This is a genomic window from Halomicrobium sp. HArcel3, from assembly GCF_058933135.1.
Genome location: NZ_JBZYDN010000001.1, coordinates 495,498 through 520,153 on the forward strand (window position 1 = coordinate 495,498; position 24,656 = coordinate 520,153).

Sequence of the window (24,656 nt, forward strand, 5' to 3'; positions counted from 1 at the left end):
TTTTGGCCGCGGCGGCGCTCGCTCCCACATGGCTACGACGCAAGTCGCACTCGCGCTCATCGGAACGACGCTTCTCGGATTCACCCTCCTCTGCTGGGGGACGGTGTACTACGTCCCGCGGATCCTGAACGGCGAAGACCACGCCGACGACCCGCACGCCGACGCCGGTCGCCCGAGCTGAATCCGGGGTCGGTACCGCTCCAGCACAGCTCCGGCACTGCTCCGTCACCGCGCCGGTACCGCTCCGTTATCGCCCCAGTTCTTCGACGACTGCGTCCGCTGCCACCCGTCCGCTCTCCAGCGCACCCTGTATCGACGACCACCTGGTGTAGTCCCCGGCGAGGAACACCGGCCCGTCCGGGTCGTCGACGGGGGGCAGGCCGACGCGGAACCCCGGCGGCTGGGCGAACTGTGCGAACGGAACGCGGTCGGTCGCGACCAGTTCAAGGTCCGCCAGGTTGGCCTCGGGGTACCACGACGCCATCGTCTCCTGCACCGACTCGAACAGCGCCTCGTCGCTCTCCTCGCGCTCGCCCAGGAACGTCGCGCTGTACAGTGTCGCGTCGCTCGGCGCGTACTCGGGCGCGACGGCTGACAGCGGGGCCACCTGATTCGGGCCGGACTCGTCGGCGTTGAGCACCAGGCGCTTGCCCGTCGGGAGACCGGTCCGGGACTGGCGCGCGACGGAGAGGGTGACGCAGCTTCGTGCCTCGGTCGGAATCGAGCCGACGCTGGTCAGGTCCCTGGCGGTCGGCGGGTCGGTCGCCACGACGACGGCGTCGGCGACGACGGTCTCGCCGTCGACCGTGAGGACGGCCTCGGCCGAACTGGACTCGACCGACGACACCGTCGCATCGGTCTCGATCGTCGCTCCCGCCATCTCCGCTCGCTTCGCTAGCTGGTCGGGAATCGCGCCCATGCCCGCGGCCGGCACGCCGATACGCCCCTCCGAGAGCATCTTGAACGTGTACTCGAAGACGAGGCTGTCGGTCTCCAGGTCCCGATCCAGCGTGATGCCGCCGTAGAACGGCGCCGCGAAGTTGTCGACGAACTTCGTCGAGAACCCGACCCTGTCGAGGTACTCCCGGGTGCTCGTGCCGCCGCGATTCAGTATCTCGCCGGTCGTACGTCCGGCGAGTTCCCGCTGGAGGATGAACAACCTGAGCTTGTCGCCGAACGTGACGTCTCCGTTGAACAACGTTGCCAGCGCGTCCGTCGGCGCCCGGCGCGGGTCGACGAGCACCGACCGCTCGCCGGGGCGGGCGATGGTCGCGCCCGGCGTGAAGTACCGCAGATCGAGCGCGTCCAGGTTCAGCTCTCGACGGACGGCGGGGTACGCCGAGAACAGCACCTGGAACCCGCGATCCACCGTGTAGCCGTTCAGGCGGCGGGACCGGACCCGGCCACCGACGCGTGATTCCCGTTCGAACACCGTCACGTCCGCGCCCGACTCGGCGAGGTGACGGGCCGCGACGAGTCCAGCGAGCCCGCCACCGGCCACGACGACGTCGCTCATGGTCCACGTTCGAGGACGAACCGGAAAGGATCGACGGTGGTAGGCGTGGATTTTCGATAGTAGCCTCCGTCAACTGGTCTACGTCCCGTACGAAGGCCACGCGCACGCACCAGAAAGGACTGCAAAACGTAGTGAACAATTGATAGGGATATCGTGTCGGCCTCCCACGTGCCAGCCATGGCAAGCGCCGAACTGGCCATCGCGGTCGCGATGGTCGTCGTGGTCGTACTGGTCGCCGTCCTCGTCTCGCGGATTCAGGAGTGGCGATGGTACAGTCCGTTGAGCGGCGCCGGGAGCGGGACTGGTGAGGTGGAGCCCTCGTTTCCGGCAGTGGATAAACCGGGTGGGATCGTCAGGTGGCTGACCACGGTCGACCACAAAGACGTCGGAATCCTCTACGGGGTGTTCGGGCTCGTCTCGTTCGCCTGGGGTGGAATCGCCGTCGTCATCATGCGAACGGAGTTACTGTTCCCTGCACAGACGCTCGTCGATTCGAACTTCTACAACGCCCTCCTGACGAGCCACGGGATCACGATGCTGTTCCTCTTCGGGACGCCGATGATCGCGGCGTTCGGGAACTACTTCATCCCGCTGCTCATCGGCGCCGACGACATGGCGTTCCCGCGGATCAACGCCATCGCCTTCTGGCTGTTGCCCCCCGCGGCGGTACTCATCTGGGCCGGATTCTTCGTTCCGGCGTTCGGTCCCTCACAGACGTCGTGGACGATGTACCCCCCGCTGTCGATCGAACAGCCGGGTCCGGGTCCGGACCTGATGTTGCTCGGCCTCCACCTCTCCGGGATCTCGACGACGATGGGGGCGATCAACTTCATGGCGACCATCTTCACCGAGCGCGGCGAGGACGTCAACTGGGCGACGCTGGATATCTTTAGCTGGACCATCCTCACGCAGTCCGGTATCATCCTCTTCGCGTTCCCGCTGCTGGGCAGCGCGCTCATCATGTTGCTGCTCGACCGAAACCTCGGCACGACGTTCTTCACCGTCGACGGCGGGGGCCCCATCCTCTGGCAACACCTGTTCTGGTTCTTCGGCCACCCCGAGGTGTACATCCTCGTGCTCCCGCCGATGGGCGTCGTCAGCTACGTGCTCCCGCGCTTCTCCGCGCGCAAGCTGTTCGGATTCAAGTTCGTCGTCTACTCGACGCTGGCCATTGGCCTCCTGAGCTTCGGCGTCTGGGCCCACCACATGTTCGCGACTGGTATCGACCCGCGCCTGCGTGCGTCGTTCATGGCCGTCTCGCTGGCCATCGCGATACCGAGTGCGGTCAAGACGTTCAACTGGATCACGACGATGTGGAACGGTCGACTCCGCCTGACAGCGCCGATGCTGTTCTGTATCGGCTTCGTGTTCAACTTCATCATCGGCGGGGTCACGGGCGTGTTCCTCGCCGCCGTCCCCGTCAACCTCATCATCCACGACACCTACTACGTCGTCGGCCACTTTCACTACATGGTCATGGGCGTGATCGGTTTCGGCCTGTTCGCGGCGCTGTACTTCTGGTACCCGGTCGTCACCGGTCGGCGGTACCAGCGCACGCTCGCGAAGTGGCACTTCTGGCTCTCGATGGTCGGGACCAACGTCGTCTTCTTCACGATGATGGTGCTCGGCTACCTGGGTATGCCACGCCGCTACGCGGCGTACGATGGCATCACGGCCGGTCCCCTCGCACAGTTCACGACGCTCCACCAGGTGACGACCGTCGGCGCGTTCATCCTGTTGCTCGGGCAGTTGCTCCTCGTCTGGAACGTCGTCACGTCGTGGGTCGACGGTCCGGTCGTCCGGGACGGGGACGTCTGGAATCTGGAACAGGACGGGCTCCTCGGTCGTGAGTTCCGATGGTTCGACCGCGAACTCGCCGTCGAATATACCGCCAGTGACGGGGGCGAGGACACCGCCGACGACGATCCGTAGAGATTTACTTCCGGCTTGCCAGACACCGATATGACGACTGACACGGCGTTTCGCGTGTTCGAGTGTCTCGATTGCGGACGGACGGTCGACGACGTCGGGGTCGCGTATCGCTGTCCCGACTGCGACGGCCTGCTCGGGGCCTCCTACGACGAATCGGCCTTTCCGGATCGAGCCACCGTCGCCGCGCGTGACGCCACCGGTCCGCGCCGCTACACCGAGTTTCTCCCGTTCAGTGCCGACGCGACCGTCTCTCTCGACGAAGGCAACACGCCGGCCGTAGACTGCCCGTCGCTCGCTGACGACCTGGGCGTCGCGACGGCGCTGATCAAGGACGAGGGGCGCAACCCGACGGGCGCGGCGGCGGACCGCGGGCTCTCGCTGGCCGTCACGGCCGCAGTCCAGCGCGACGCGACCGACGTCGCACTCCCGACGACCGGCAACGGCGGGCAGTCCGCCGCGGCCTACGCCGGCCGTGCGGGTATCGACTCGCACTCGTTCGTCCCGACGCGCTGTCCGTTCGTCAACAAGGCGATGGTCAACGTCCACGGCGGCGACATGAACGTCGTCGAGGGCCGGTACGCCGACGCGCTCGCCGCCTACGAGGACGCCGTGGCCGACGGCGAGGAGTGGGCGCCCGTCGGCCCCGCCTCGCCGTACCGCCGGGAAGGCGCCAAGACCGTCTACTTCGAACTCGTCGAGGCACTCCGCTGGGAAGCGCCGGATGCCGTCGTGGTTCCGGTGGGTCACGGAAACGTGATCGCCGGTCTCGCGGCCGCCATCGACGACCTTGACGCCGCGGGTATCGTCGCGGACAGTCCACGGCTCTACGCCGTCCAGCCCGAGGGCTGTCCGCCGGTGTACGACCGCTGGGCCGAACAGGGGCAACTCGACTCGGTCGAGACGCCCGACACCATCGTCGGCCCCCTGGAGATCGGCGACCCGGCCGCCGGGGACCTGGCCGTCGACGCGGTCGACCGGACCGACGGCCGGGCCGTGGTCGTCGACGACGACGCCATCCTGGAAGCCGGCGCCGACGCGGCGAGCGAGACCGGCGTCGAAGTCGGTGCCACCGGCGGCGTCGCCGTCGCTGGCGCGCGCGCACTTGCAGACGACGGCCACCTGGACGCCGACGATACCGTCGCACTGCTCAATCCGGTCGCTGGAAGTAAAGAGGCCGACCTGCTGCGGAGCTACCTGATGAGCCAGGGAATGTAGGCGACCGGCGGAACGACCGGACGGAAGCGCCGCTCACTCCGCTGCATGTTGCTTGGCCGTGGTGTAGGCCTCGCGGACGCGCTTGAAGGCGTCCTCGTCGCCGCCGCGGTCGGGGTGGACCTCCTTGACGCGGCGTCGGTAGGCTCGCTTGACCTCCTCCAGCGTCGCGCCCGCCGGGAGGCCGAGTTCGCGGAACGCCGCCGTCGCGGGGTGGACCTTGTCCCGGTCGGCCTGCGTCCCGAAGTCGACCTCCGGCGTCTCGAAGGGCAGACGCGCGCCGAGCTGGACGCCGGGCATCTCGTGTTCGACGAGCACCGGCGTCGTCGGCGACCGCTCGATGCGGTAGAACGCGCGCGCGTCGAAGGTGATGGCGACGTCGCGTTTCGGGAGGTAGAAAGCGACGTGCTGACCCTCGACGAAGTGGTCCTCTGCGTAGGACTCGTCGATGGCCTGGAGGTACGCCCGGAGCTCGTCGCGGCGCCGTCCCTCGCCGTCGCCCCGGCCGTCGCTCGTCGCCGTCGGCGTCGGATAGAGCCGGTTAGCGACGAGGAAGAGCCCGGCGACGACGACGCTGCCGAGTACGCCCAGCAGCGTGCCGACGAGGAGCCACTCCGGAAACGGTCCCAGTTCCGCGAGCACGTGGCGCCCTTGGCAGCGAGCGATTAAGAAAGAATCGCCGCGGCCTCGCTGGCCAACGGCCAGTCCCTATCCGATGTAGCGCAGGTCTTCGTCCGAGGGCGTCGCGGGCCCCTGCTCCATCTCCTGAATCTTCCGGACGACCTCCTCCATCTCCTCGGCGCGCTCCTCCAGCGACGCGTAGTCGACGTCGAAGCCGATCAGGTCCTGGAGTATCTCGAGGACGGCCTGGGCGCTCTTGGGGTCGACGAGGTAGCCCGACGTCTCGCCCATCAGGCAGGCTGCGGGGATGTCACGCCGTTCACTCAGACCGAGAAGCAAGCCGGAGACGCCGACGATGCCACCAGCGGGCTCGTTGTCGCGGAACTCGACGCCGACGCCTTCGAGTTCGTCGGTCAACTCGTCGACCGTGGCGGCCCCGAGGACGTCGTACTCCTCGATGAGTTCGCCGGTGGGGACGCCACCCAGCGCGTACACCGTCTCGACGCCGACCTCCTCGGCGACGTCGAGGAAGGCGTCGGTGAGGCCGTAGTGGCCAACGTTGTCCTGGGCCTGGTGGTCGCCCGAGAGCACGAGCACGTCCTGGCCCTCGTCGGGGGTGACGGCGTGGAACTCGGCGTTGGCCAGTTCGGCGTGCCCGTCCTCGACGCTGACCTGCGGCGGGAAGTGCTGGGAGTACACCCGCGCGAGGAGTTCGCTCTCGAGTTCCTCGAGGAGGTGCTCGGCGGCCAGTTTGCCGACGTGTCCCACGCCCGGGAGCCCCTCGACCAGCACCGGCGCGTCGAGATCGACGTCCGCGACCCACTCGATTTCGAACTCGTCCATGCGCCTAGTCGCGGCGTCGGCGCTTAAGAGACCGTCGATACTTGCCGTGTGGGTCCTCGGGGTTGAAGGGCGCAGGAGCGCTGTTGACGGCGTCTGCGCCGCATTCGGGACAGGTGCTCTCCAGCGTGTACACTGGGCGGTCGTGGGCCGCGCGCCAGTCCGAGCAAACGTGGATGTCGGCGCGCATTGGTAGAAAGAACCGCTCGGTTACTCGTCGTCGACGTTCCGCTCGCGGTGGAACCCGGTTGTCCCGCCGTGGCCGTCGACGACGGCGCGGGCGCGGTCGGCGCTCTCTTCGAGCTGGGACTCGGCCTGCTTGTAGTCGGGGGCCTGCACGCGGATGCGGTACTCGGGCGAGCCGACGTAGGTCACCTCGAGGTCGACCTCCTCAGGGACCTCCCCGTTCCCCTCGGCGGCCTGGAGCGCCTCCTTGATGCACTCGACGCCGTCGCTCTCGGGACAGGTCAGGTCGACGTAGCCCGTGACTGTGACGTAGGGCACCGAGACGTTGTCCCGGGCGGTCTCGACGATGGCGTCGATCTCGTCCTCGTCGAGGTCGGTGTCCTCGAGGGCCTCGTGGCCGTGGATGGCGGCCTGCTCGAAGCCGTCGTACAGCGAGCCGAACTCGGCCAGCAGCGCGTTGGCGATGGCGGAGTACTGCTCGTCCTCCATGTCCTCGCCGAAGGCCAGTTCCATCCAGTTGTCGGCCTTCTGGGCGTTCTTCCACTCCTGGATCTTGTCCTTGCGCTGGTGGTCGTTGACGTCCTTGATCGAGAGGTTGATCTGTCGCGAGGACTCGTTGACGTCGAGCACCTTCACGACGACGGTCTGGCCCTCACTGACGTGGTCACGGACGTTCTTGATCCACCCGCTGGCGACCTCGCTGATGTGGACGAACCCGCGCTTGTCCTCGTACTCGTCGAGGTCGACGTAGACGCCCCTGTCTTCGTTGACGTCGTCTACTTCGCCGACGGCGAGTTCGCCGGGTTCCGGCCAGCCACTGAACTTCATCGGTGTGCGACGGTTTCGAGGACCTCACCCTCGATGTCCGCCTCGCCGCCGGTGGGCCGCACGAGCGTGTGGCCACAGACGGCGCAGGCGACCTCGGAGGCGGCCTTGCTGAAGACGGTCTGTTCGTTCTCACAATCCGGGCACTCGACGGAGAGGAAGCTTCCTGGCATGATTTACTCCTGGAACGTCAGTCGACCGGCGCGCCATCCTTCACGGAGGTGGGCCTTGCCGCACTCGCTGCAGCGGTACTTCAGGTCCGTCTTCTTGGTGGGCTTGTCGCCACCGGGGACCTTCGAGAACTTGCCGTCGTTCCCGATGCCGGAGTTGCGCTTCTCCTGTCGGTCGATCCACTTCATCCCGGTCTGGCGCCCGGTACGGACCTTCTCGACCTCGTGTTCCTGGTGCTCGTTGCAGTGCGGACAGTACGTATTGAACCGGCGTGGCATCTCCATAGATATCTACCTTACGGCGAGATTAGACATGGTTGCTTAAAACCCGTTTGGTTCGTTGCGCCCCTGAGCGTCCTTCACGATGGGATTGGGGTGACAGGCCTTCACCGTGTCGAACGTACTCTAGAGCTACAAGAACGGGAAACGACGCGGTGCGGTCAGGAAGCGTGACCCGGAGCGGACGCGACGGGTCCGGGGAGGAGTGGTGGAGTCATTCGCGAGCGCAGGAAGGCGCCGAGCGGAGCGAGGGGCCTTCGGATGAGCGAACGGCGAGCGAAGCGAGCCGTGAGCGCGTGACGGAGTCCGCGCGAGCCATGCAATTCCCTGGAGGAATGAAAGGGCGAGGCCCGCTGGACGAAGCCCGGTGAAGCAAGCACCGCAGCGAAGCGAGGAGCGCAGCGAGCCGCGCGAGTCGAGCGGGCCGAGGGCTTTCCTCTGGTTGCGGTATCGTTGCCGACTACTACCGTAACGGCCGAACGAACTGCGCCCTTGACAACCCGGACAACAACGCCTCACTTTCCTCGCTTCGAAGTCACTAAGTAGAGCGTCCACAAACCCAGGCGCATGAAGAAGCTGATCATCCACGGGAACCCCGGCGTCAGGAAGGGCGGCGTCATCGAGTACGACGGGGAGGAGTGGAACGTGTTCGCCGTCAACGTCCAGGGCGAGTGGCACGGGCCCGAGGAACCCCAGCTCTGGTGTACCATCGGGAAGGACGACGAGCGCGAGACGTTCCAGTACCAGGACTTCATTCCGATGCACCTGGAGACGGAGAACGTCGACGCGGAGGCGGTCGACGTCCTCCAGCGGAAGTCCCAGGCCTGAGGACGGTCGCTTCGATTCTGCGGTCTATTCCGGCAGTTCGTCGCCGTCGATCCGGTAGAGCGTCACCTCTCCCCACGTCCGGTGGGCGCTCACGCCGTCGACGTCGCCGACGGTGATCTCGCCGTAGTTGTTGCGCTCGGCGGGGCCGACGTAGACGTAGCGGACGTCGTACTCCGCGAGCAGTGCGGCCTGCTGATCCGGCTGGCCGGTGTAGATGGTCTCGACGTGGCCGAGTCGCTCGCGGTAGACCGTGTCGTTGCGGTACTGGGCCTCGTGGTGCCAGCCGAGCACGGTCGGGATGCCGGTCATGCTGGCGGGCGCGCTCGAACCTTCGCCGTCGGGGGGATACCAGCTGTATCCCGCCGGAGTGCCGGTGACGATCGTCGGTCGCCCTTCGACGTTCGAATCGAGCCACCGGATGGCCTGGGCCTCGTCTGGGTGGCTCTCGTTCATCCAGGCGCGCCCGTCGAGCGTGGGGCCGTCGCTCCCGGCGACGTCGTTCTCGGCGAAGTGCGAGGACAGCGCGAGGCCCGCGTACAGCGACGCCGAGACGAGCAGGAGCGCGGTGAAGACGTGGGCGGCCGCCGGTTTCCAGGTCGGGGTCGAGCGGGCCGGCCAGCCGTCGAGAATCCCGGCCAGCGCGACGCCGCCGGCGACGGCCCAGAGCACCCACACCTGCATGTAGGTCTTGAAGACGGTGTTCATCCGGCCGACGTTCTCGGCGACGAAGACGAACTCGACGAGGGTGACCAGGCCGGCGCCGGCGACGACGAGGACCATCTCGAAGCCGACGGGGGAGGACCCGAGTACGCCGTCCCGGGCGACGCTAGATTCGACATCGCCGACCTGCCCGCCGTCCGAACTCGCCGTCGGCGTCGTTCGCAACTCGTCGAGGTGGACGGGGCCGCGCCGGAGGACCCAGCCGCCCAGGATCAGCGGGAGGAACAGGCCGAGCGCGGCCAGGTCCACCGACGCGGCGAACGCGGCGATCCCGAACGCAACGAGGCCGACGATGCGGGCGGTCTCACGGTCCGTCGCGTCGGCGGTCTGACGGTAGAGGTACGGGACGAACGCGGCCAGGAAGACGCCGTGGACGAGGAGGAGTTCGACCAGGGCCGAGCGGTCGGGGAGGAACGCCACCTCCCGACCGCTGGCCGCACCGAGCCAGAAGGGGAGCGACCAGAGGAGGCCGAGTGCGAGGACGACGGCTGCTGCGCCCAGTCCGAGCGCGAGGCGTGCCCCCTCGTCGCGAAGCCTGGTCTCGTCAGCGTGGCCGCCGGCGCCAGCGGGGAGCAGGCTCCGGGGGTCGGCCGGCGCGAGAATAACAGTGAGGGCGACCAGCCCGCCGACCGAGGGGAACGACCAGGTGTTGACGACGGCGACGAGTCCGGCCAGCGGCGGCAGACAGCCGAGGAGGAGCGCTCGGCGGCGCCGGACTTCGGTGGCTGGCGTCTGGTAGTAGGTGAAACAGAGCGCGGCCGCGAGCAGGAGGAACGCCGTGCTCATCATGTGGGCGTGCAGGTCGCCGTTGAGCCAGGAGAAGAAGGGGAACTCGTCGATGACGAACGCGGCGCTGGGTTCGAAGCCGGCGAAGTCGGCGACGTCGTCCTCGATGACCCGGCTGGCGTCCCAGTAGCCAAAGGCTGACGGGCCGCCGTCGGCCAGCCCTTCGACGGGGAGCCCGCTGGTCTCGGCGAGCCAGTTCGCGGGGCCGTCGGGCAGGAACCAGACGAGGAACTTCACTGGCGTCGAGAGGTTGCTCGCGATGCCGACGAAGAAGGCGCCGAAGACGCCAGCGGTGCGCCGGGAGAGTCCACGCTCGGCGGCGACGGAGCCCGCCAGGCCGTAGACCGCGGTGACGAGCGCGGCGTAGAACCCCGCCAGCGCGAGGTTGTACGCGTAGTGGCCGGCGGTCCCCGTAATCTTCGTCAGGATCGCCGCGACGAGGTGACCGCCGTAGTAGTAGGCGACCGGCTCACCGGCGAACCACATGTCCTCCGGCGGGAGGCGGTCGGCCCTGAGGAGCGACTTCAGCAGGCCGAAGTCGAGGAACTTCTCGCCGCCGATGGGGCGGATGCCCGGGTCGGCCGACCGGATGGCGACGAGGAAGAGGAACGCGACGGTGAACACCGTCGCGATTTCCAGGTAGAGCCCGCGGTCGACCGTCTCGCCGCGGTAGCCCGCGTACGCGGCGAGGGCGACCAGGACGAGCACACCGAGCCAGACGCCGGCGGTCAGCGACAGGCGGCCGACGAAGTAGGTGACGAGCCAGAGGACGGCCAGCGCCAGCGGCAACGCGACGCCCACGCCGCGGTCGGCGAAGCGGGGGAACAGCGCCGACGCGAGCGTCGCGCCCGCGTAGAGGAGGGCCAGGTAGACCAGGAGCCACAGCACGACGAGGCCGAATTCCATTATCGGACACAGCGCAAGCCGGAACTATACGTTTTTTGAACCGACGTGCCCGTTCGACGCAACTGGGTCGGGCCCGGTCCAGCCACCCGGTTCCTGTGAGCGCGACACATGTCGAACCGTTTTTACTCGCGCCCCGGGTGGGGGTATCTAATGGCGCGGTCCGTCGGTATCGTGGTCCCCGCGTTCAGGCCCGACGTCGAACGCCTCCGCCGGTACGTGCGCGACCTCGACGAGGCACTGGACCCGGACGCGATCCGAATCGAACTCGACGATCCGAAGGAAGCAGTGCCCGGTGAGCTCGCGGACCTGCCGGCCACGGTCAACGCCGTCCCGTATCGTCGCGGGAAGGGTGCGGCCGTCACCGCCGGCTTCGAGGCCCTGGACACCGACGTCCTCTCTTTCGCCGACGCCGACGGGTCCACGCCCGCCGAGTGGTTCGCGGTTATCGTGGATCGCGTTCGCGACGGCGAGGCCGACCTGGCCGTCGGGTCGCGGCGTCACCCCGACGCGACGGTCCAGAGCCACCAGACGCTCGCCCGGCGATTCCTGGGCGACGGGTTCGCCTGGCTCGCCGGCCAGTTGCTCGACGAGGCGCTGTACGACTACCAGTGCGGCGCGAAGGCCATCGACGCCGAGGCCTGGGCGATGGTCCGCGAGCACCTCTACGACGCCGGCTTCGCCTGGGACGTCGAACTCGTCGCCATGACCGCCGCGCTCGACCTGCACATCGACGAGGTGCCCATCGAGTGGCAGGACCAGCCCGGCTCGACAGTCTCGCCAGTTCGGACGTCCCTCAGGATGGCACGCGCGCTCGTGACCGCGCGTCATCGCGCGAAACAGGTCAGGAACAGTCGCCTCCACACCGCCATCGCCGCCCGACGCGAGGAGCCGACGGCCCTCGTGGAGAAAGATGAGTGACTCGACGCCCGCCGTCGGTGAACTCCTCTCCGGCGTCCGGTTCGGGAAGTTCGCCTCCGTCGGCGTCGTCGGCGCCATCAGCGACAACACGGTCCTGGCAGTCCTCACGCTGCTCGTGGGCGTTCAGGAGATGTGGTCGAAGGCCGCCGGCGTCGAGACGGCGATTCTGGTGATGTTCCTCGTCAACGAGCACTGGACGTTCGCTGGCGCAGGCAAGGCCGGCCGCGGCCCGTTGCTCAAGCGCCTGGTGAAGTCCCACCTCGTCCGCTCCGGCGGCGTCGCCATCCAGCTCACCGTCTACTGGTTCCTCACACAGGAACTGACCGTGGAGCTGCCGGTGTTCGGCGTGGACCTGTGGTTCCTCGCTGCGAGCCCCATCGCCATCGCCATCGCCATGTTCGTCAACTACGTCTTCGAGAGCCTGTTCACCTGGCGAGTCCACGATACGTAACACCGCGGGAGGCGTTCCCGGACGGCAGTTGGATCACAACCCTTAATAAACCGACTCGGGTATGAATGTAGTAGCGGGATGGGATAGCCAGGAGATTCCGGCGGGCTCATAACCCGTAGATCGGTGGTTCAAATCCACCTCCCGCTATCATTTTGCGGACGCAACGACGAAGAACGAAGTGATGAGTCCTGCGTCCGCAAATGGAGTATAGAGTGGATTTGAGCCCTGGAAGACGAGCGTCAGCGAGTCTTCCTCCGGTTAAAATCCACCACCCGAGCCCTGTCGAAATCTAACTCTTCAACCACGATTCGACCGCTGGGTAGGTGGAGCGTACTGACCACTGGTGGTCCTGCGGGGTGTCGTTAATCTCTGTAGTGTCGCGCTGAATACAGCGCACGTCTCTCTCTCGGCGGGCTCGCAGCGAAATGTCGATACCGATCGCAGCGGCCACGAGGGCCCTGGACGAACGAGCAGGCAGCCATATAATGACCTCCTAGCAAAAATGACGCCTCAATAACTAACCGCGTCCCTGTGTTGGGTCAAAGCGTACTATGGCACTGTATATGGACGTTCACCGAGACGTGGATGCAAGCGTCGAGGATGTTGTCGAAGCTCACAAAAAAGACATCGAGGCTCAGGAAAAACACGGCGTGAATTACCTGAATTATTGGGTAGACGACGACGAGGGGGCCGTCTTTTGCCTCTTTGAAGGCCCCAGCAAAGAAGCGGGTGAGAAGGTTCACGAAGAAGCACACGGTCTCACCGCAGACGAAATCTTCGAAGTCGAAGAGGGTACATGAATCAGACCTGCTGAGACGTCTTCCCTTCGCGACTCGTCGGATTCACACTCCGTATTCAGCGCGCAGTTCACGACGACTATACGATGGGGGCGCTACATACGTGTCCCCTGAGCCCGCTGTACAGACCGCAACCACGTCGAATTTTGGCACTGCTGTGGATTTCAACAGAACCCTCTGTCTCCATTGTGGAAGCGATTCTCAACTGAGGCCGGGGAATCGACTTTCGAGCCGAACGATTTTTAGTGGCACGAACTGAGTTGATTTTAACGGAGAGCAGAGGGGGTCACAAAATGGGGACACTCACAGTCGACGATCAGACGCTGTCGTTCGAACAGATCGCACGAGGGGAAGCGGACCAGAGGTTCGTCCTCGTCGTCGAGTACCGCGGCGCGGCCGGCCTCGAGTCGGCGACCGTCGATCTCGACGTCACGTCGCGGCGGGACGCCACCAAGGACGTTATCGAGGACGCCCTGACCGCGTGGTACGAAGGCCAGTCCGAGGTCACGGTCGAGTCGTTCGAAGTCGTCGAACGGATCGAGTGTCGGCGTGGGGACGCCCTCGACCGGGGCGAGGATCCGGCCGACGAACCTGAAGTAGAACCCATCGACGGTCCCGAACCGGGCGTCGACGCGGACGCGCTTGCCGAGGGCGACCGCGTCGCCTACTACGTCGAAGGGCCACACAGCGCCGTCTACGGGTACATCGCCGAGGGGGTCGTCGAGAAGGTTCCGCCCTGGCACCGGGGCGTGCCGGGCCAGGGAGAACTGATCGCCGACAGGGCCGTGCTCGACGTCGGTGACCGGACGCGGGAGGTTCCCCTGGAGTGGATTATCGGGTCCACCGCCGACTCGACGGTCGCCGACGCAGTGGACCGGCCGTATCCCGCATAGCTCGGGAAAAAGGGGGCGTCACTCGAGCTACACACACCGCTCGTCAGTACGGTTCAGTCGGTGCAGAAATTCCTACCCGCTCCCACACAGGCCTGGTCGCTCGCTAGTCGTCGCCGTGCTCGTCGACGATGACGACCTCGCCGTCGACGACGTCGACGTTGATGAGCGTCTTGGCCTCGTAGCCGGCGTCGGCGAGTTTGTTCTCGCCGTCGACCTTCTTGATGACGCTGACGATGTCGCGGACGTCGGCGCCGATTTCGTCCAGCGCGCCGGTGAGGGCCGCGAGCGTCCCGCCGGTCGAGAGCACGTCGTCGAGGAGGAGCACGCGGTCACCCTCGTAGACGTCGTTGACGTACATCTCGTTCTCGGAGTAGCCCGTGACCTGTGAGAGCGCGACCTCGCCCTCGAGGCCGTACTGGCGCTTTCGGACGACCACGAGCGGGATGTCGGTCATGAGCGAGACGGCGGTGGAGATGTGGATGCCCATCGCCGCCGGGGTGACGATCTTGTCGACGTCTTCGAGTTCGGCCTTCCGGATGATCTTGATGACGATCTCGCGGAGCAATTCCGGCCGCAGCATCGGCACGCCGTCGCTGATCGGGTGGACGAAGTAGTGATACCCGTTCTTCTCGATGATCGGTGCATCGAGCAACGACTGCTTGAGCTGATCCATGCTGGCGGTACTGCGAGGCGGCACAAAAACCCACCGTCAACGCTCTGCTTTGTCGAGGTTCGAGTGTCGGGTCCGTCGTGGCGCCGTCGGCGGACTAGACGAGGTCGACCAGCTCTGCGAGGACCCGTACCATCGGCAACGCGTGGCTGTCTCCGAGGGCGAAGTATTCGACCGTGACGAAGAGGAGGAAGGTCGTCGCCGCCGCCGTCGCGAGCCCGATCGAGAGCGCGCCGAACTGGCCACACTTCCCGACTGTTCGGCCCGTGAGGGCCCAGGCTCCGACGAGCCCCGCCGTACTGAGTGCGAGGAGCGCGTGAAACTGGAACGCTTCGCCACGCCCTGGGGTGAGGAGGACGAGTGCGACGAACAGGAGCTGGCTTCCGACCAGTAACCCCGCGCTATACGTCCAGGCGAACGTCCGCCAGTGTCGGGTCAGGACGGCGCCGACGGGCGGAAGCCGCACGAGCCCGTACACTGCGACCGGATAGAGCGGGAAGAGATAGCGCACCGTGACCTGGGCGTGAACCGGTAACCGGGAGACGTACACGAGCGAGTAGCAGACGGCGAACACGACGACGAAGGCGTCGACCGGTGGAATGTGTGGTCGGAGTCGAGACGAACCTCCGTAGGCCCTCAGCCTCGTCCAGGCTGCCGGTATCACCGCGACGAGCCCGGCGACGACGGGCGCCGATTCGAGGAAGGAGAGGTTCGCACTGGGCGCGTCCTGTGCCCGCCTGGCGACGCGGTCGACGTAGCCGCTGCGGACGAACGAGTGGTAGACCTGGTCGGGCCGGGTCGAGAGTTTCGACAGGCCCTGCGAGAGCAACTCGCCGAACGTCGCGAGCGCCTCGAACGCCGACTCGACCAGTGCGAAACCCAGGAGGAGAATCGGTCGTGTCGACCAGCCCTCGCGTCCATCACGAGCGCTGCCTTCGGTCACCGTGCTGGTCTCTTCGTTCGACTCGTTCCCGGCGGCGGAGTGCTCCGGCACAGTATCGGTCTGGGTGTCACCGCCAGCGGCGTCTGGATTCGATCCAGAACGGCCATCTATCGCGAGGTCCGCATCGGGGGGCGCGTTCCGAAGCGCACGCGGGACGGTCAGCGGGTCGCCGGTGAGCGCGAAATTCGTTGCCAGCATCGGGACGAGGGAGAGGAGGAACGCGCCGCCGACGACCGCGAGCGAGCGGGCGTCGTTCGCCGGCGCCGAGGGGACGTCGACGACCACGAGCGCGACCAGCACGACGAGCGCCTCCGGGGCGTGGACCCAGGCGAGCAGGCCGACGAGGACGTACGCGAGTGCGCGCGATTCCGTCGCGTACGCCCGCTCCCCGTTGCGGCTACGAGTGATGGCGAACGCGACGGCGAGCACGACGGCGGCCGTGAGGACGTGTCGTTTGGGAACCGCGGCCCAGAACGGGAGCGGCGTGGCGAGCGTGACGAGGACCGTCGCTATTACGGCGCGCCGGCGGTCGTGGAGTTCCCGGACCAGTCGGTAGGCGAAGACGCCGACGAACGCCGCGCCGACCACGTGGACGATCTGGAGGGCGATCAGGTGGTGCTGGACGGGGTCGAGGGGCGTCGCCAGCGCGACGTTCAGTGAAAACAGGCCGAACACGGCGACGCTGCCAGCGTACGTCGCCGTTCGTCGACGATCCAGAATCCGGCCGGCCAGAAGCGTCGCGGCAAGGAGGGTGAGACACCAGGCGGCGACGACGACGATTCGGAGGTCCGCGACGAGTTCCAGCGCTCTGAGCAGATAGACCAGCGGCAGTGCGGCGAAGATGACGCCGTAGTTGCGCGAGAACAGCTCGCCGTCGTACCACTCTGCCCCCGGCGTCTCCAGGCCGGGTCCGTATGCCGCGGTCGTCATGTCCAGGGACCCGTGCTCCAGCGCGTAGAGCCCGTTCGCGATGGTGTAGCTGTCGTTGATCAGGAACGCCGTCCGCCAGGTCAGTCCGAACAGGCAGAGACTCAGGAGGAAGATCAGGAGTCCGATGCGGTCGCCCCAGAGTAGCGAGAGTGCCCTCCGCCGGAGCGGACTGGTCGAATCGTCCCACCCCGGCCGGACGCTCATCCAGTCACCTCGACGGTGACGTTCCGCTCGGCCAGCCGTCGCTCGGATTCGTTCGAGCGCAGGAACACCGTGACACTCCCGTCGTAGCTCCGACTCTCCACGCGCGAGGGTTCGATAGCGTCCCGTTCGAGCGAGAGCCCGTACGCTCCCGTATCGGCTGCCGTCACGAAGTGGGTCGTCGAGCGCGAGTACCCCAGCGCGGGAATCGAGAACTGGTAGGCGAGCAACGGCGTTCCGGTGACGTTCGCCACCGTGAGTGTCGCGTCCGGGACGAGGACGTAGTACTCGCCCGAACCGAAGCGACCGGACGTGATTTCGGTACTCGATGGGAGTGAGACGTCAGTGACCGTCGCGTCGCCGCCGTCGAACGAGGCTCGTTCTGGAGCGGTCGTGAAGTCGACCACTCCGACGAGCGGTCCCGAAACGAGTGTCGTCGCGAGCACGAGGCCGATAACCCCGTAGACGACGCCCCGTTCCGTATTCATCGTCCCAACGGAGAGTAACCCCGCAGATAAATCCATCGTGCCTGCGACGTCGGTGATCTACACACGTCGCTATCGTGTCTGAATCACAGCGTGAAAGCGCGTAGTCTCTTCCGGAGTGAAGCGTTCTCAACGTCTATCCGGGACGCTGAAATCCGGCCCACTAGTCGTCGCCGGGGCTCTCGTACTCCGAGAGCGTCATCTCGCGCCCGTGCAGGTTCTGGTACCCGGCCGATATCGTGAGGACGATGGCGATAACCGTCGCCAGCACGAGCGGTGGAATCCTGGTGAACGGAAAGAGGCCCACCCACAGCGTCGCGACGAGGGCCAGGCTGACCGCGCCGACGGAGAGGTAGTACTCGCGCCAGGGGAACTCCCCGCCGGGGACGATCTCGAGGTACACCGTCAGGTCGTCGGTCTGCGACGTCGTGTCGATGACGCCGTCGTCGGAGTCGTACGCGACGATGCCCACGTCGGCCATGCGCGGGAGGTGCGTCTGCTGGAGCGTCGTGTAGACCCGCTTGCGCTGTTTCTTCGAGATGCCCTCGCAGGAAGTTTCGTACTCCCAGGCGGCGACTTGCGTCGCCAGGTCGCCGAGTTCCACCGGCCCGCCGTGCCGACGGAGGTACTGGAGAACGAATCGCCGTCGCTTGTTCTGCAACACATCGAATATCTCCCCCTTCGAGAGGTCCTGGACACCCCTGCCCACGTTCGTGACTTGCTCTGTCTGGTTACTCATAGTGACGTCAATCCCCTGCGTCGGCCCCATCGACGCCGTCGCGGCTGTCGTTCTACGTTCCCGCATGTGGTGGCCCACTATATAATCGCAGCGGTGGCTGGGAGATGTAGCTGTTACTCACGTACAGTCGATACGACAGAAGAGACTGCAGAAGGTAGTTCAGGCGCTGGGGCCTTCCCAGGTGGCCAAGGTCGCCGAGTTATCTCCAGACTGGCCTGTGTAGGTCACTCGAACGGTAGCTGAGTCTAAACTGGAATGTGGTACAATTCCGAAGGTCGTTCCTGCTTGGACATTGCTGCCAACCCATTGACTGCCGCCCGCTGTACTATCTAAGGTAAGGGAGGTAACTGTCTTCGCGGAGTCAAGAGTCCCACCCGAATTATTGCCTGGGGCCGGGTGGAAATCGTTGCTTGAGGTGACACTGAGTCGAGCGGGACCGATGGTGTCACCTCCGTTGTGGGTTATCGATAGGTTCTCTTGACCGGAACTATCATAATCGAAGCTAAAACTCGCCTGCGGGGCGGTGTTGCTGACCTGGTCACCCAGGCCGAGGACGAACGTCGCGATGACGGCTGCGAGGATGACCGTGATAGCGACCATCAGAATGACGCCGATGACAGGCGACACGGCGTCATCGTCAACGATGATTGATTTAATATTCATTGTGTTATATTCGATTAGGCTGCAGGACCGCTCCACGTACCGAGTGTTGCGGAACTACCACCGTTGCTGTCAGAGTACGTGACCCGGATCGTAGAGCCTTCGTAAACCTCGACAGAGGCACTCGATCCAGCGGCCACGGAACTACCTGAAAACACGTTGGTGCCATCGGCCGAGTCTCCTGGACTCGCGATGATCGACAGTGCAGACGAGTCAATCGTGTCTCCTCCTTCGTGAGTCACAGTTAGCGCACCAGATGCTGAATTCGAGGTGCCGCTAATGTCTTTAGCGGCTGTACCGCCTTCTTCGTAATCGAAACTGAAACTCGCCTGCGGTGCGGTGTTGCTGACCTGGTCACCCAGGCCGAGGACGAACGTCGCGATGACGGCCGCGAGAATCACGGTAATGGCGACCATCAGGATGACGCCTATCACTGGTGATACGGCGTCGTCGTCTGAGAGGAGTTCTTTGAGTTGCATGGTTTTGGTATGCGACACGCACCCAGTGGCTGGAGAATCGCCCGTCTGCACGGGGATCCCAGCGTGCCGTGAGTCGTGTGTGTTGGCAAGGAGGCAATACCCGGTATAAAAAGTTCGCACCCGAGTACAACGAGTGATAACCACTCAGGTGAATTTGGATTGCTGGGATCGCTGGAGGACGGAAGTTAGGCTACGCTCGTGAATGGAGAAACACTCACTCCGAGCTGGATCGAGAGCCTGTAAGGTAGTGCACGACGACCATCGGCGAAATCTCTACAGCGACAGAATCACGATGCCGAGCGTCGCGAAGAGGGCGAGGACGAGGATGCTCGTCCCGATGGAGGCCCGCAGCGGGTGCGCCGGGCGGTCCTCGGTGTCGATTCCGTCGCCGGTCACGCGCCGGCGGAGTTCGTCAACGACTGCGGTGGGCGAGGTCACGGCGTAGGTGACGCCGCGGGCGACCCGGACGGCCAGGCGGTCGACGGCGGCGTAGAGTTCGGTGACGCCACGGACGAGGCCCCGCGTCGCGTAGAAGGTCAGGGGGTTGTACGCCGAGTCGACGTCGCGGACGCGACCGAGTTTGCCGAGAGGCTTCTTCGTCGCGACGAAGAGGACCAGGCCGGCGAGGGCGAGCGCGACGCCTTCGACGAGGTGGGCAATGGTGTACGTCTTGTACACGTGCTCGACGACGGCGCCGTCGGTGACGTCGAAGGGGAGGAGGGAAAACAGGGCGGCGTCGGAGACGCCGTAGACGACGCACAGCACCGCGACGACGATCATCGCGACGCTCTGGCCGCGGTTGGCGTCTTCCACCTCGCCATCGTGCGTTCCGTGGAAAAAGGCGTAGTAGCCGAACTTGATGAACGACGCGAAGGTGCCGACGCCGCCGACGAGGAGCATGATTTCCAGCCCGGTGTAGTCCGCCAGCTTGAACGCGTAGTCGAAGGTGTAGTGACTCGCCGAGATGACGATGCCCTTGCTGACGAAGCCGTTGAAGAAGGGGAAGCCGGCGATGGAGAGCGCGGCGACGGTGAAGGCCGTGGCAGTGATGGGCATCTCGCGGGCGAGGCCGCCGAGTTTCTTCAGGTCCTCCTCGCCGGTGCGGTAGATGACGACGCCGGCGGTCATGAACAGCAGGCTCTTGTAGAGAATGTGGTTGAAGACGTGGGCGAAGGCGCCGGCCTGGGCCAGCGCCGTCCCGATGCCGACGCCGGCGATCATGTAGCCCACCTGGGACTGGATGTGGTAGGAGAGCAGCCGGCGCATGTCGTTCTGGAGCAGCGCGTAGAAGACGCCGAACACGGCCATCGCGCCGCCCATGTAGGCTATCCACACGTTGCCGTCGGGGAACGCCCGATACATCCCGTAGACGCCGGTCTTCGTCGTGAACACGCAGAGGAAGACGCTGGCAGCGATGTGCGGGCGCGGATAGGTGTCGGGCAGCCAGGCGTGGAGGCCGACGAAGCCGACGTTGACGCCGATGCCGATGGCGGCCATCGCCAGCGGAAGCTCTGTGAAGGGCGCCGACGCGGTCGCGATGCCCGTGCCGTCGAAGACGAACGTGTCCGTGATGGTGTAGTGCCAGATGATTGCACCCATCAACAGGCTGCCGCCGATGCCGTGGAAGACGGCGTACCGGAAACCGGCGCGGACGGCCTTCCCGCCGTAGTGCCAGACGAGCAGCGTGCTCGTGACGGCCATCAGTTCCCAGAAGAACAGGAGCGTGAGCCAGTCGCCCGCCGTCACCGCGCCGACGCTCGTGGCGACGTACGAGAGCGCGAAGGCCGTCTGTCGACTGTCCGCCTCCGAGGCGTAGGAGTACAGCACTGCGACGGCGCCGATGAGGCCGAAGATGATCGCCATCAGACGGCTGAACTCGTCGACGTGGACCAGTGCGGTCTTGAACCCGAGGAACTGGAGGTCGGTGAGGTACGTCCCCGCGGGCACGACGACGGCCCAGGCGGCGGTCGCACCGGTCGCCAGTATCCCCAGGGCGTGCCCGATTCGTCGGGGAAGTACCGCGACGGCGACGGCTACGGCCAGCAACACGACGGCCGGCGGAACTGCGGTGAGTGCGGACATCAGAGCCCCACCCCCGGGAGGTCGCGGACGATGCGCTGGACGATCTGCAGGAAGACGGCGGCGTGGGGGACGACGCCGAGCAGGAAGGCGCCGGTCGCGGCCGCGAGGATGGGGCCGAGCATGAACCAGGTGCTCTCGCCGCCGCGCCAGTTGCGTTTCTCCCAGCCGCCGGCGGGCGGCCCGGCGTAGTGGCCCTCGTGGGCGCCCTGGCTCTCGCCGAGCATCTCGTCGACGTCCACGTCGGGGTCGGCCGCCGCGGCCGCCTCGGCCTCCTCGAGGTCCATGTCCTCGTCGACGTCACCGTCGACGTCGTCGCCCCCTCGACCGTCGCCGTCGGCCCGGAGGATCTCGCGGCCGCCGTAGGGTCCCTCGATCAGCGGTTTGTCGTCGTGGCTTTCGGGGGACTCGAAGTACGCCTGGTAGACGATGGGCCAGAAGTAGGCGATGTTGAGCACGCCCGAGACGAGCAGTGCGCCCGCAAAGATGGCCTGCTCGGCCTGGATGGCACCGATCAGCAGGTACCACTTGCTGACGAAGCCGGCCACGAGCGGGATGCCGGCCATCCCGGCCGCCGCCAGCGCGAACGCGGCCATCGTCAGCGGCATCCGCTTCCCGATGCCGGCCATGTTACTGATGTCGTCGGTGTGGGTCTCGACGTGGATGATCCCGGCACAGAAGAACAGGGTGAGCTTCATGAACGCGTGGGCGGGGATGTGGAGGAGGGCGCCGACGAGCGCGTCTCCGCTGAGCAAGCCGAGTCCGAGGACGATGTAGGACAGCTGGCTCACTGTGGAGTATGCCAGTCTGCGCTTGAGGTTGTCCTGCCGGAGCGCGATGACGCTCGCGGTGAGCAAGGTGATAGCGGCCACCGTCGCCAGCGGTACGCCGCCGCCGATCTGTTCGACTGTCTCCGGGCCGAACACGTCGAGGACGACGCGGGCCAGGCCGAAGACGCCGCTCTTGACGACGGCGACGGCGTGGAGCAGGCCGGAGACGGGCGTCGGGGCGACCATCGCGTCCGGGAGCCAGGAGTGCATCGGCATGAGCGCGGCCTTGACGCCGAAGCCGGCGACGAGTAGCGCGAACGCCGCCCGTGCCAGCATCGGGTCCGCCGTCGCGAGCGCGGCGATGCCACCCGGCGTGAACCCGGTCGTTCCAGTCATCCAGAACACGAGCACGGTGCCTGCGAGCACGGCGACGCCGCCGCCGAAGGTGTACGCGAGGTACTTTCGACCCGCGCTCCGAGCCTCGGGCGTCTCGTCGTGGGTGACCAGCGGGTACGTCGCCACCGTCAGCAGTTCGTAGAAGACGAACAGCGTCAGGAGGTTGCCGGCGAAGGCGACCCCGATGGCGGCCGCGAGACTCGCGGCGAAGGAGGCGAAGTAGCGCGTCTGGGCGTGTTCGTCCAGCCCGCGCATGTAGCCGATGCTGTAGAAGCTGGTGACGATCCACAGCAGGCTCGCCAGCAGGCCGAACAGGAGCCCCAGCGGGTCCACCCGGAGGACGAGTTCGATACCGGTGGCGAACGTCCCCAGTGAGGCCTCGTAGCGCTCGCCCGCGAGCACGCCGGGGACCATACTGGCCACGATCAGGAACTTGGTGACCGCCGCCGCGACGGTGACGGCCTCCCGGCGGTTGGGCCGGCCGCGTGCCGCGTAGATCAGCGGAATCGCCACGGCGGAGGCAAGCACTGCGAGCAGCGGTCGGAGTGAGGTGAGATCGGTCATGGGAGGAATGGAAGCGAGTTTTCGAGCGCTTGTTCTACGCCGGGGAACGCGAGGCCGAGCGCCACCGCGAGCACGGCCGCAGTCACGGCGACGGCGACCATCCCCGGCGAGACGGCGGCGTCACCGCCGTCGGGGATGGCCGCGCCGGCCGCTTCGGGTTCGGCGACGGCCTCGGCCTCGGCAGCCGTCGGCGCGTCCGTGAAGTACATCGACTCGACGAGGCGGGCGAAGTACGCCAGCGTGAGCACCGTGCTCAGCAGCAAGACGGCGACGAGCGCCCACGCGCCCACCTCGACGGCGCCGAGGACGATGTACCACTTGCCGACGAAGCCGACGGCCGGCGGGACGCCGACCATCGAGAACGCGAGGACGGCGAAGGCACCCGCGGCGACGGGCGCGCGGTCGGTCAGCCCGGCGTACTCCTCGATGGTCCGGGCGCCGGTCTTCCGTTCGATGATCCCCGCGGTGGCGAACAGGCCGCCCTTCATCACGGCGTGGCCCACGAGGTGGATTATTGCGCCGACGACGGCCGTCGAGGAGGCCACGGCGAACCCGGCTATCACCAGGCCGAACTGCGAGACGGAGGAGTACGCGAGCATCCGCCTGACGTCGCGCTGGGAGACGGCCAGTGCGGAGCCGACGACGACGCTTATCGCGGCGACGGCGAACAGCGCGTCCTGGGCCAGCGGCACCGCGGCGAAGAAATCGACGGTGAACACGGAGAAGACGACGCGCGCCAGCGAGTACGCGGCGACGGTCGAGACGAGCGCCGATATGAGCGTGCTCACCGAGTCGGGCGCACTGGCGTAGGCGTCAGGCTGCCAGGTGTGGACGGGGTACAGCGCCACCTTCACCGCGAGTCCGGCGGTCATGAGGCCGAACGCAGCGAGTATCAGGGTCGACGTGTAGCCGCCGGCGACCTGCGGAATCTTCGTCGCGAGGTCGGCCATGTTGAGCGTCCCCGTCGCGACGAGTAGGTAGCCAACGCCGAGCAGGTACAGCGACGCGCCGAACGTCCCGATGATCAGGTACCGCAGCGCGGCGACGGCGGCCGCGTCCTGGTCACCGCTGGCGACCAGGGCGTAGGCGGCGAGCCCGGTTATCTCCAGGAAGACGTAGAGGTTGAACACGTCGCCGGTGATGCTCATCCCCGACAGTCCGGCGACGAGCAGCAGGTAGAGGGTGTAGAAGCTGTTCGTGTGGGGTCCGGCGCGGCGCGCGTACGCGAGCACGCCCAGCGAGACGACCGAGACGAGCCCGACGACGGCCGCGGAGAGGCCGTCGACGACGAGTTCGATGCCGTACGGTGCCGCGAAGCCGCCCACCTCGTAGACGACTGGCTGGCCGCCGGCGACGGTGGCGACGAGCCAGGCGGCGAGTGCGGCGTGGACACCGAGAGTCAGCGTCGCGACCGACCACCCGGCGCGGTCGGTGAGCAGTCCGACGAGTAGCGGCAGCGCACCCCCGACGATGGGGGCCACGACCAGCAGAACGGGCACGTGTTCAATCATGGTAGAGCTGTCGCAACACCTCCTCGTCGAGCGTCCCGTACTCGTCGTAGATACGGACGACGAGCGCGAGCGCCACCGCAGTCAGCGCCACGCCCACGACGATGGCCGTCAGGATGAGCACGTGGGGAAGCGGACTCACGTACGGCCCGCCGCCCTCGTGGACGACCGGTGCGGCCCCGCCCTCGACGTACGCCGCGGTGATGAAAAAGAGGAAGATACCGGTCTGGAAGATGTTCATCCCGATGACCTTCTTGATCAGGTTCGTCGATTCGACCAGCATGTACACGCCGATGCCCAGCAACAGGACGACGGCGTAGTAGTTGTAGTGTGTCAGGAGGGCGTCTATCAC

The 24,656-nt window shown here is 66.3% G+C and carries 26 protein-coding genes and 1 tRNA gene; 9 read left to right on the plus strand and 18 right to left on the minus strand.

The window, feature by feature from the left end; translation table 11 throughout:
* Window positions 1-28 precede the first annotated feature (28 nt).
* Window positions 29-181: a hypothetical protein gene (locus AC5FRV_RS02470; protein ID WP_493559536.1), complete on the plus strand. Its 153-nt coding sequence runs from the start codon at window positions 29-31 to the stop codon at window positions 179-181.
* A gap of 66 nt (window positions 182-247) precedes the next feature.
* Here the strand turns inward: AC5FRV_RS02470 and AC5FRV_RS02475 are convergent, their stop codons facing one another.
* A complete protein-coding gene (locus tag AC5FRV_RS02475) occupies window positions 248-1,516 on the minus strand; it encodes an FAD-dependent oxidoreductase (protein ID WP_493559537.1) in 1,269 nt (422 codons plus the stop codon).
* Window positions 1,517-1,693: 177 nt separating this feature from the next.
* On the opposite strand from AC5FRV_RS02475, the gene AC5FRV_RS02480 reads away from it, so the two are divergent.
* Window positions 1,694-3,448: a cbb3-type cytochrome c oxidase subunit I gene (locus AC5FRV_RS02480; protein ID WP_493559538.1), complete on the plus strand. Its 1,755-nt coding sequence runs from the start codon at window positions 1,694-1,696 to the stop codon at window positions 3,446-3,448.
* A gap of 30 nt (window positions 3,449-3,478) precedes the next feature.
* A complete protein-coding gene (locus AC5FRV_RS02485) occupies window positions 3,479-4,663 on the plus strand; it encodes a threonine synthase (protein WP_493559539.1) in 1,185 nt (394 codons plus the stop codon).
* Between the two features lie 33 nt (window positions 4,664-4,696).
* On the opposite strand, the gene AC5FRV_RS02490 is transcribed toward AC5FRV_RS02485, so the two are convergent.
* The 6 genes from AC5FRV_RS02490 to AC5FRV_RS02515 all read right to left on the minus strand — a co-directional run bounded on the left by AC5FRV_RS02490 (window position 4,697) and on the right by AC5FRV_RS02515 (window position 7,587).
* Complete coding sequence (locus tag AC5FRV_RS02490; protein ID WP_493559540.1) at window positions 4,697-5,302, minus strand: J domain-containing protein; 606 nt, start codon at window positions 5,300-5,302, stop codon at window positions 4,697-4,699.
* A gap of 66 nt (window positions 5,303-5,368) precedes the next feature.
* Window positions 5,369-6,124, minus strand: coding sequence for a proteasome assembly chaperone family protein (locus AC5FRV_RS02495; protein ID WP_493559541.1), 756 nt, complete (start codon window positions 6,122-6,124; stop codon window positions 5,369-5,371).
* 4 nt (window positions 6,125-6,128) lie between these two features.
* Window positions 6,129-6,311: an RNA-protein complex protein Nop10 gene (locus tag AC5FRV_RS02500; protein WP_493559542.1), complete on the minus strand. Its 183-nt coding sequence runs from the start codon at window positions 6,309-6,311 to the stop codon at window positions 6,129-6,131.
* A gap of 20 nt (window positions 6,312-6,331) precedes the next feature.
* Window positions 6,332-7,135, minus strand: a complete 804-nt coding sequence (locus AC5FRV_RS02505) for a translation initiation factor IF-2 subunit alpha (protein WP_493559543.1) — start codon at window positions 7,133-7,135, stop codon at window positions 6,332-6,334.
* Window positions 7,132-7,305 carry a 30S ribosomal protein S27e gene (locus tag AC5FRV_RS02510; RefSeq protein ID WP_493559544.1) on the minus strand — a complete coding sequence of 58 codons (174 nt, stop codon included), beginning with the start codon at window positions 7,303-7,305 and terminating at the stop codon, window positions 7,132-7,134. Before AC5FRV_RS02510 ends, AC5FRV_RS02505 begins: the two co-directional genes overlap by 4 nt.
* Window positions 7,306-7,308: 3 nt before the next feature.
* Window positions 7,309-7,587, minus strand: coding sequence for a 50S ribosomal protein L44e (locus tag AC5FRV_RS02515; protein ID WP_089817024.1), 279 nt, complete (start codon window positions 7,585-7,587; stop codon window positions 7,309-7,311).
* 561 nt (window positions 7,588-8,148) lie between these two features.
* Between AC5FRV_RS02515 and AC5FRV_RS02520 the strand changes: the two genes are divergently transcribed.
* On the plus strand, window positions 8,149-8,409 hold the full coding sequence (locus AC5FRV_RS02520; RefSeq protein ID WP_493559545.1) for an HAH_0734 family protein: 261 nt from the start codon (window positions 8,149-8,151) through the stop codon (window positions 8,407-8,409).
* 24 nt (window positions 8,410-8,433) lie between these two features.
* Here the strand turns inward: AC5FRV_RS02520 and AC5FRV_RS02525 are convergent, their stop codons facing one another.
* Window positions 8,434-10,821: a DUF2298 domain-containing protein gene (locus tag AC5FRV_RS02525; protein ID WP_493559546.1), complete on the minus strand. Its 2,388-nt coding sequence runs from the start codon at window positions 10,819-10,821 to the stop codon at window positions 8,434-8,436.
* A gap of 150 nt (window positions 10,822-10,971) precedes the next feature.
* Between AC5FRV_RS02525 and AC5FRV_RS02530 the strand changes: the two genes are divergently transcribed.
* From AC5FRV_RS02530 to AC5FRV_RS02550, 5 genes are all read left to right on the plus strand, one after another.
* Window positions 10,972-11,739 (plus strand): glycosyltransferase, encoded by a 768-nt coding sequence (locus AC5FRV_RS02530; protein WP_493559547.1) that lies wholly within the window; start codon window positions 10,972-10,974, stop codon window positions 11,737-11,739.
* The gene (locus tag AC5FRV_RS02535) at window positions 11,732-12,190 is read left to right on the plus strand and encodes a GtrA family protein (RefSeq protein WP_493559548.1); all 459 of its coding nucleotides are present in this window, start codon (window positions 11,732-11,734) and stop codon (window positions 12,188-12,190) included. The genes AC5FRV_RS02530 and AC5FRV_RS02535 overlap by 8 nt, the downstream gene beginning before the upstream one ends.
* A 72-nt stretch (window positions 12,191-12,262) precedes the next feature.
* Window positions 12,263-12,337: transfer RNA gene (locus tag AC5FRV_RS02540), tRNA-Met, on the plus strand.
* Window positions 12,338-12,741: 404 nt separating this feature from the next.
* The gene (locus AC5FRV_RS02545) at window positions 12,742-12,990 is read left to right on the plus strand and encodes a DUF4242 domain-containing protein (RefSeq protein WP_493559549.1); all 249 of its coding nucleotides are present in this window, start codon (window positions 12,742-12,744) and stop codon (window positions 12,988-12,990) included.
* 290 nt (window positions 12,991-13,280) lie between these two features.
* Entirely contained in the window at window positions 13,281-13,880 is a 600-nt protein-coding gene (locus AC5FRV_RS02550) for a hypothetical protein (protein WP_493559550.1), read from the plus strand.
* A gap of 103 nt (window positions 13,881-13,983) precedes the next feature.
* On the opposite strand, the gene hpt is transcribed toward AC5FRV_RS02550, so the two are convergent.
* From hpt to AC5FRV_RS02600, 10 genes are all read right to left on the minus strand, one after another.
* A complete protein-coding gene (gene hpt, locus AC5FRV_RS02555; protein ID WP_089817031.1) occupies window positions 13,984-14,553 on the minus strand; it encodes a hypoxanthine/guanine phosphoribosyltransferase in 570 nt (189 codons plus the stop codon).
* Between the two features lie 94 nt (window positions 14,554-14,647).
* Window positions 14,648-16,627, minus strand: a complete 1,980-nt coding sequence (locus AC5FRV_RS02560) for a hypothetical protein (RefSeq protein WP_493559551.1) — start codon at window positions 16,625-16,627, stop codon at window positions 14,648-14,650.
* A complete protein-coding gene (locus tag AC5FRV_RS02565; RefSeq protein WP_493559552.1) occupies window positions 16,624-17,112 on the minus strand; it encodes a hypothetical protein in 489 nt (162 codons plus the stop codon). Before AC5FRV_RS02565 ends, AC5FRV_RS02560 begins: the two co-directional genes overlap by 4 nt.
* Window positions 17,113-17,272: 160 nt before the next feature.
* The gene (locus tag AC5FRV_RS02570; protein WP_493559553.1) at window positions 17,273-17,848 is read right to left on the minus strand and encodes a DUF7344 domain-containing protein; all 576 of its coding nucleotides are present in this window, start codon (window positions 17,846-17,848) and stop codon (window positions 17,273-17,275) included.
* Window positions 17,849-18,007: 159 nt separating this feature from the next.
* Window positions 18,008-18,511 (minus strand): type IV pilin domain-containing protein, encoded by a 504-nt coding sequence (locus AC5FRV_RS02575; protein WP_493559554.1) that lies wholly within the window; start codon window positions 18,509-18,511, stop codon window positions 18,008-18,010.
* Window positions 18,512-18,525: 14 nt separating this feature from the next.
* On the minus strand, window positions 18,526-18,987 hold the full coding sequence (locus tag AC5FRV_RS02580) for a type IV pilin domain-containing protein (protein WP_493559555.1): 462 nt from the start codon (window positions 18,985-18,987) through the stop codon (window positions 18,526-18,528).
* Between the two features lie 273 nt (window positions 18,988-19,260).
* The gene (locus AC5FRV_RS02585; protein WP_493559556.1) at window positions 19,261-21,069 is read right to left on the minus strand and encodes a Na(+)/H(+) antiporter subunit D; all 1,809 of its coding nucleotides are present in this window, start codon (window positions 21,067-21,069) and stop codon (window positions 19,261-19,263) included.
* Window positions 21,069-22,796, minus strand: coding sequence for a proton-conducting transporter transmembrane domain-containing protein (locus AC5FRV_RS02590; protein WP_493559557.1), 1,728 nt, complete (start codon window positions 22,794-22,796; stop codon window positions 21,069-21,071). Before AC5FRV_RS02590 ends, AC5FRV_RS02585 begins: the two co-directional genes overlap by 1 nt.
* On the minus strand, window positions 22,793-24,307 hold the full coding sequence (locus tag AC5FRV_RS02595) for a monovalent cation/H+ antiporter subunit D family protein (protein ID WP_493559558.1): 1,515 nt from the start codon (window positions 24,305-24,307) through the stop codon (window positions 22,793-22,795). The genes AC5FRV_RS02590 and AC5FRV_RS02595 overlap by 4 nt, the downstream gene beginning before the upstream one ends.
* Window positions 24,300-24,656, minus strand: a complete 357-nt coding sequence (locus AC5FRV_RS02600) for a cation:proton antiporter subunit C (RefSeq protein ID WP_493560146.1) — start codon at window positions 24,654-24,656, stop codon at window positions 24,300-24,302. Before AC5FRV_RS02600 ends, AC5FRV_RS02595 begins: the two co-directional genes overlap by 8 nt.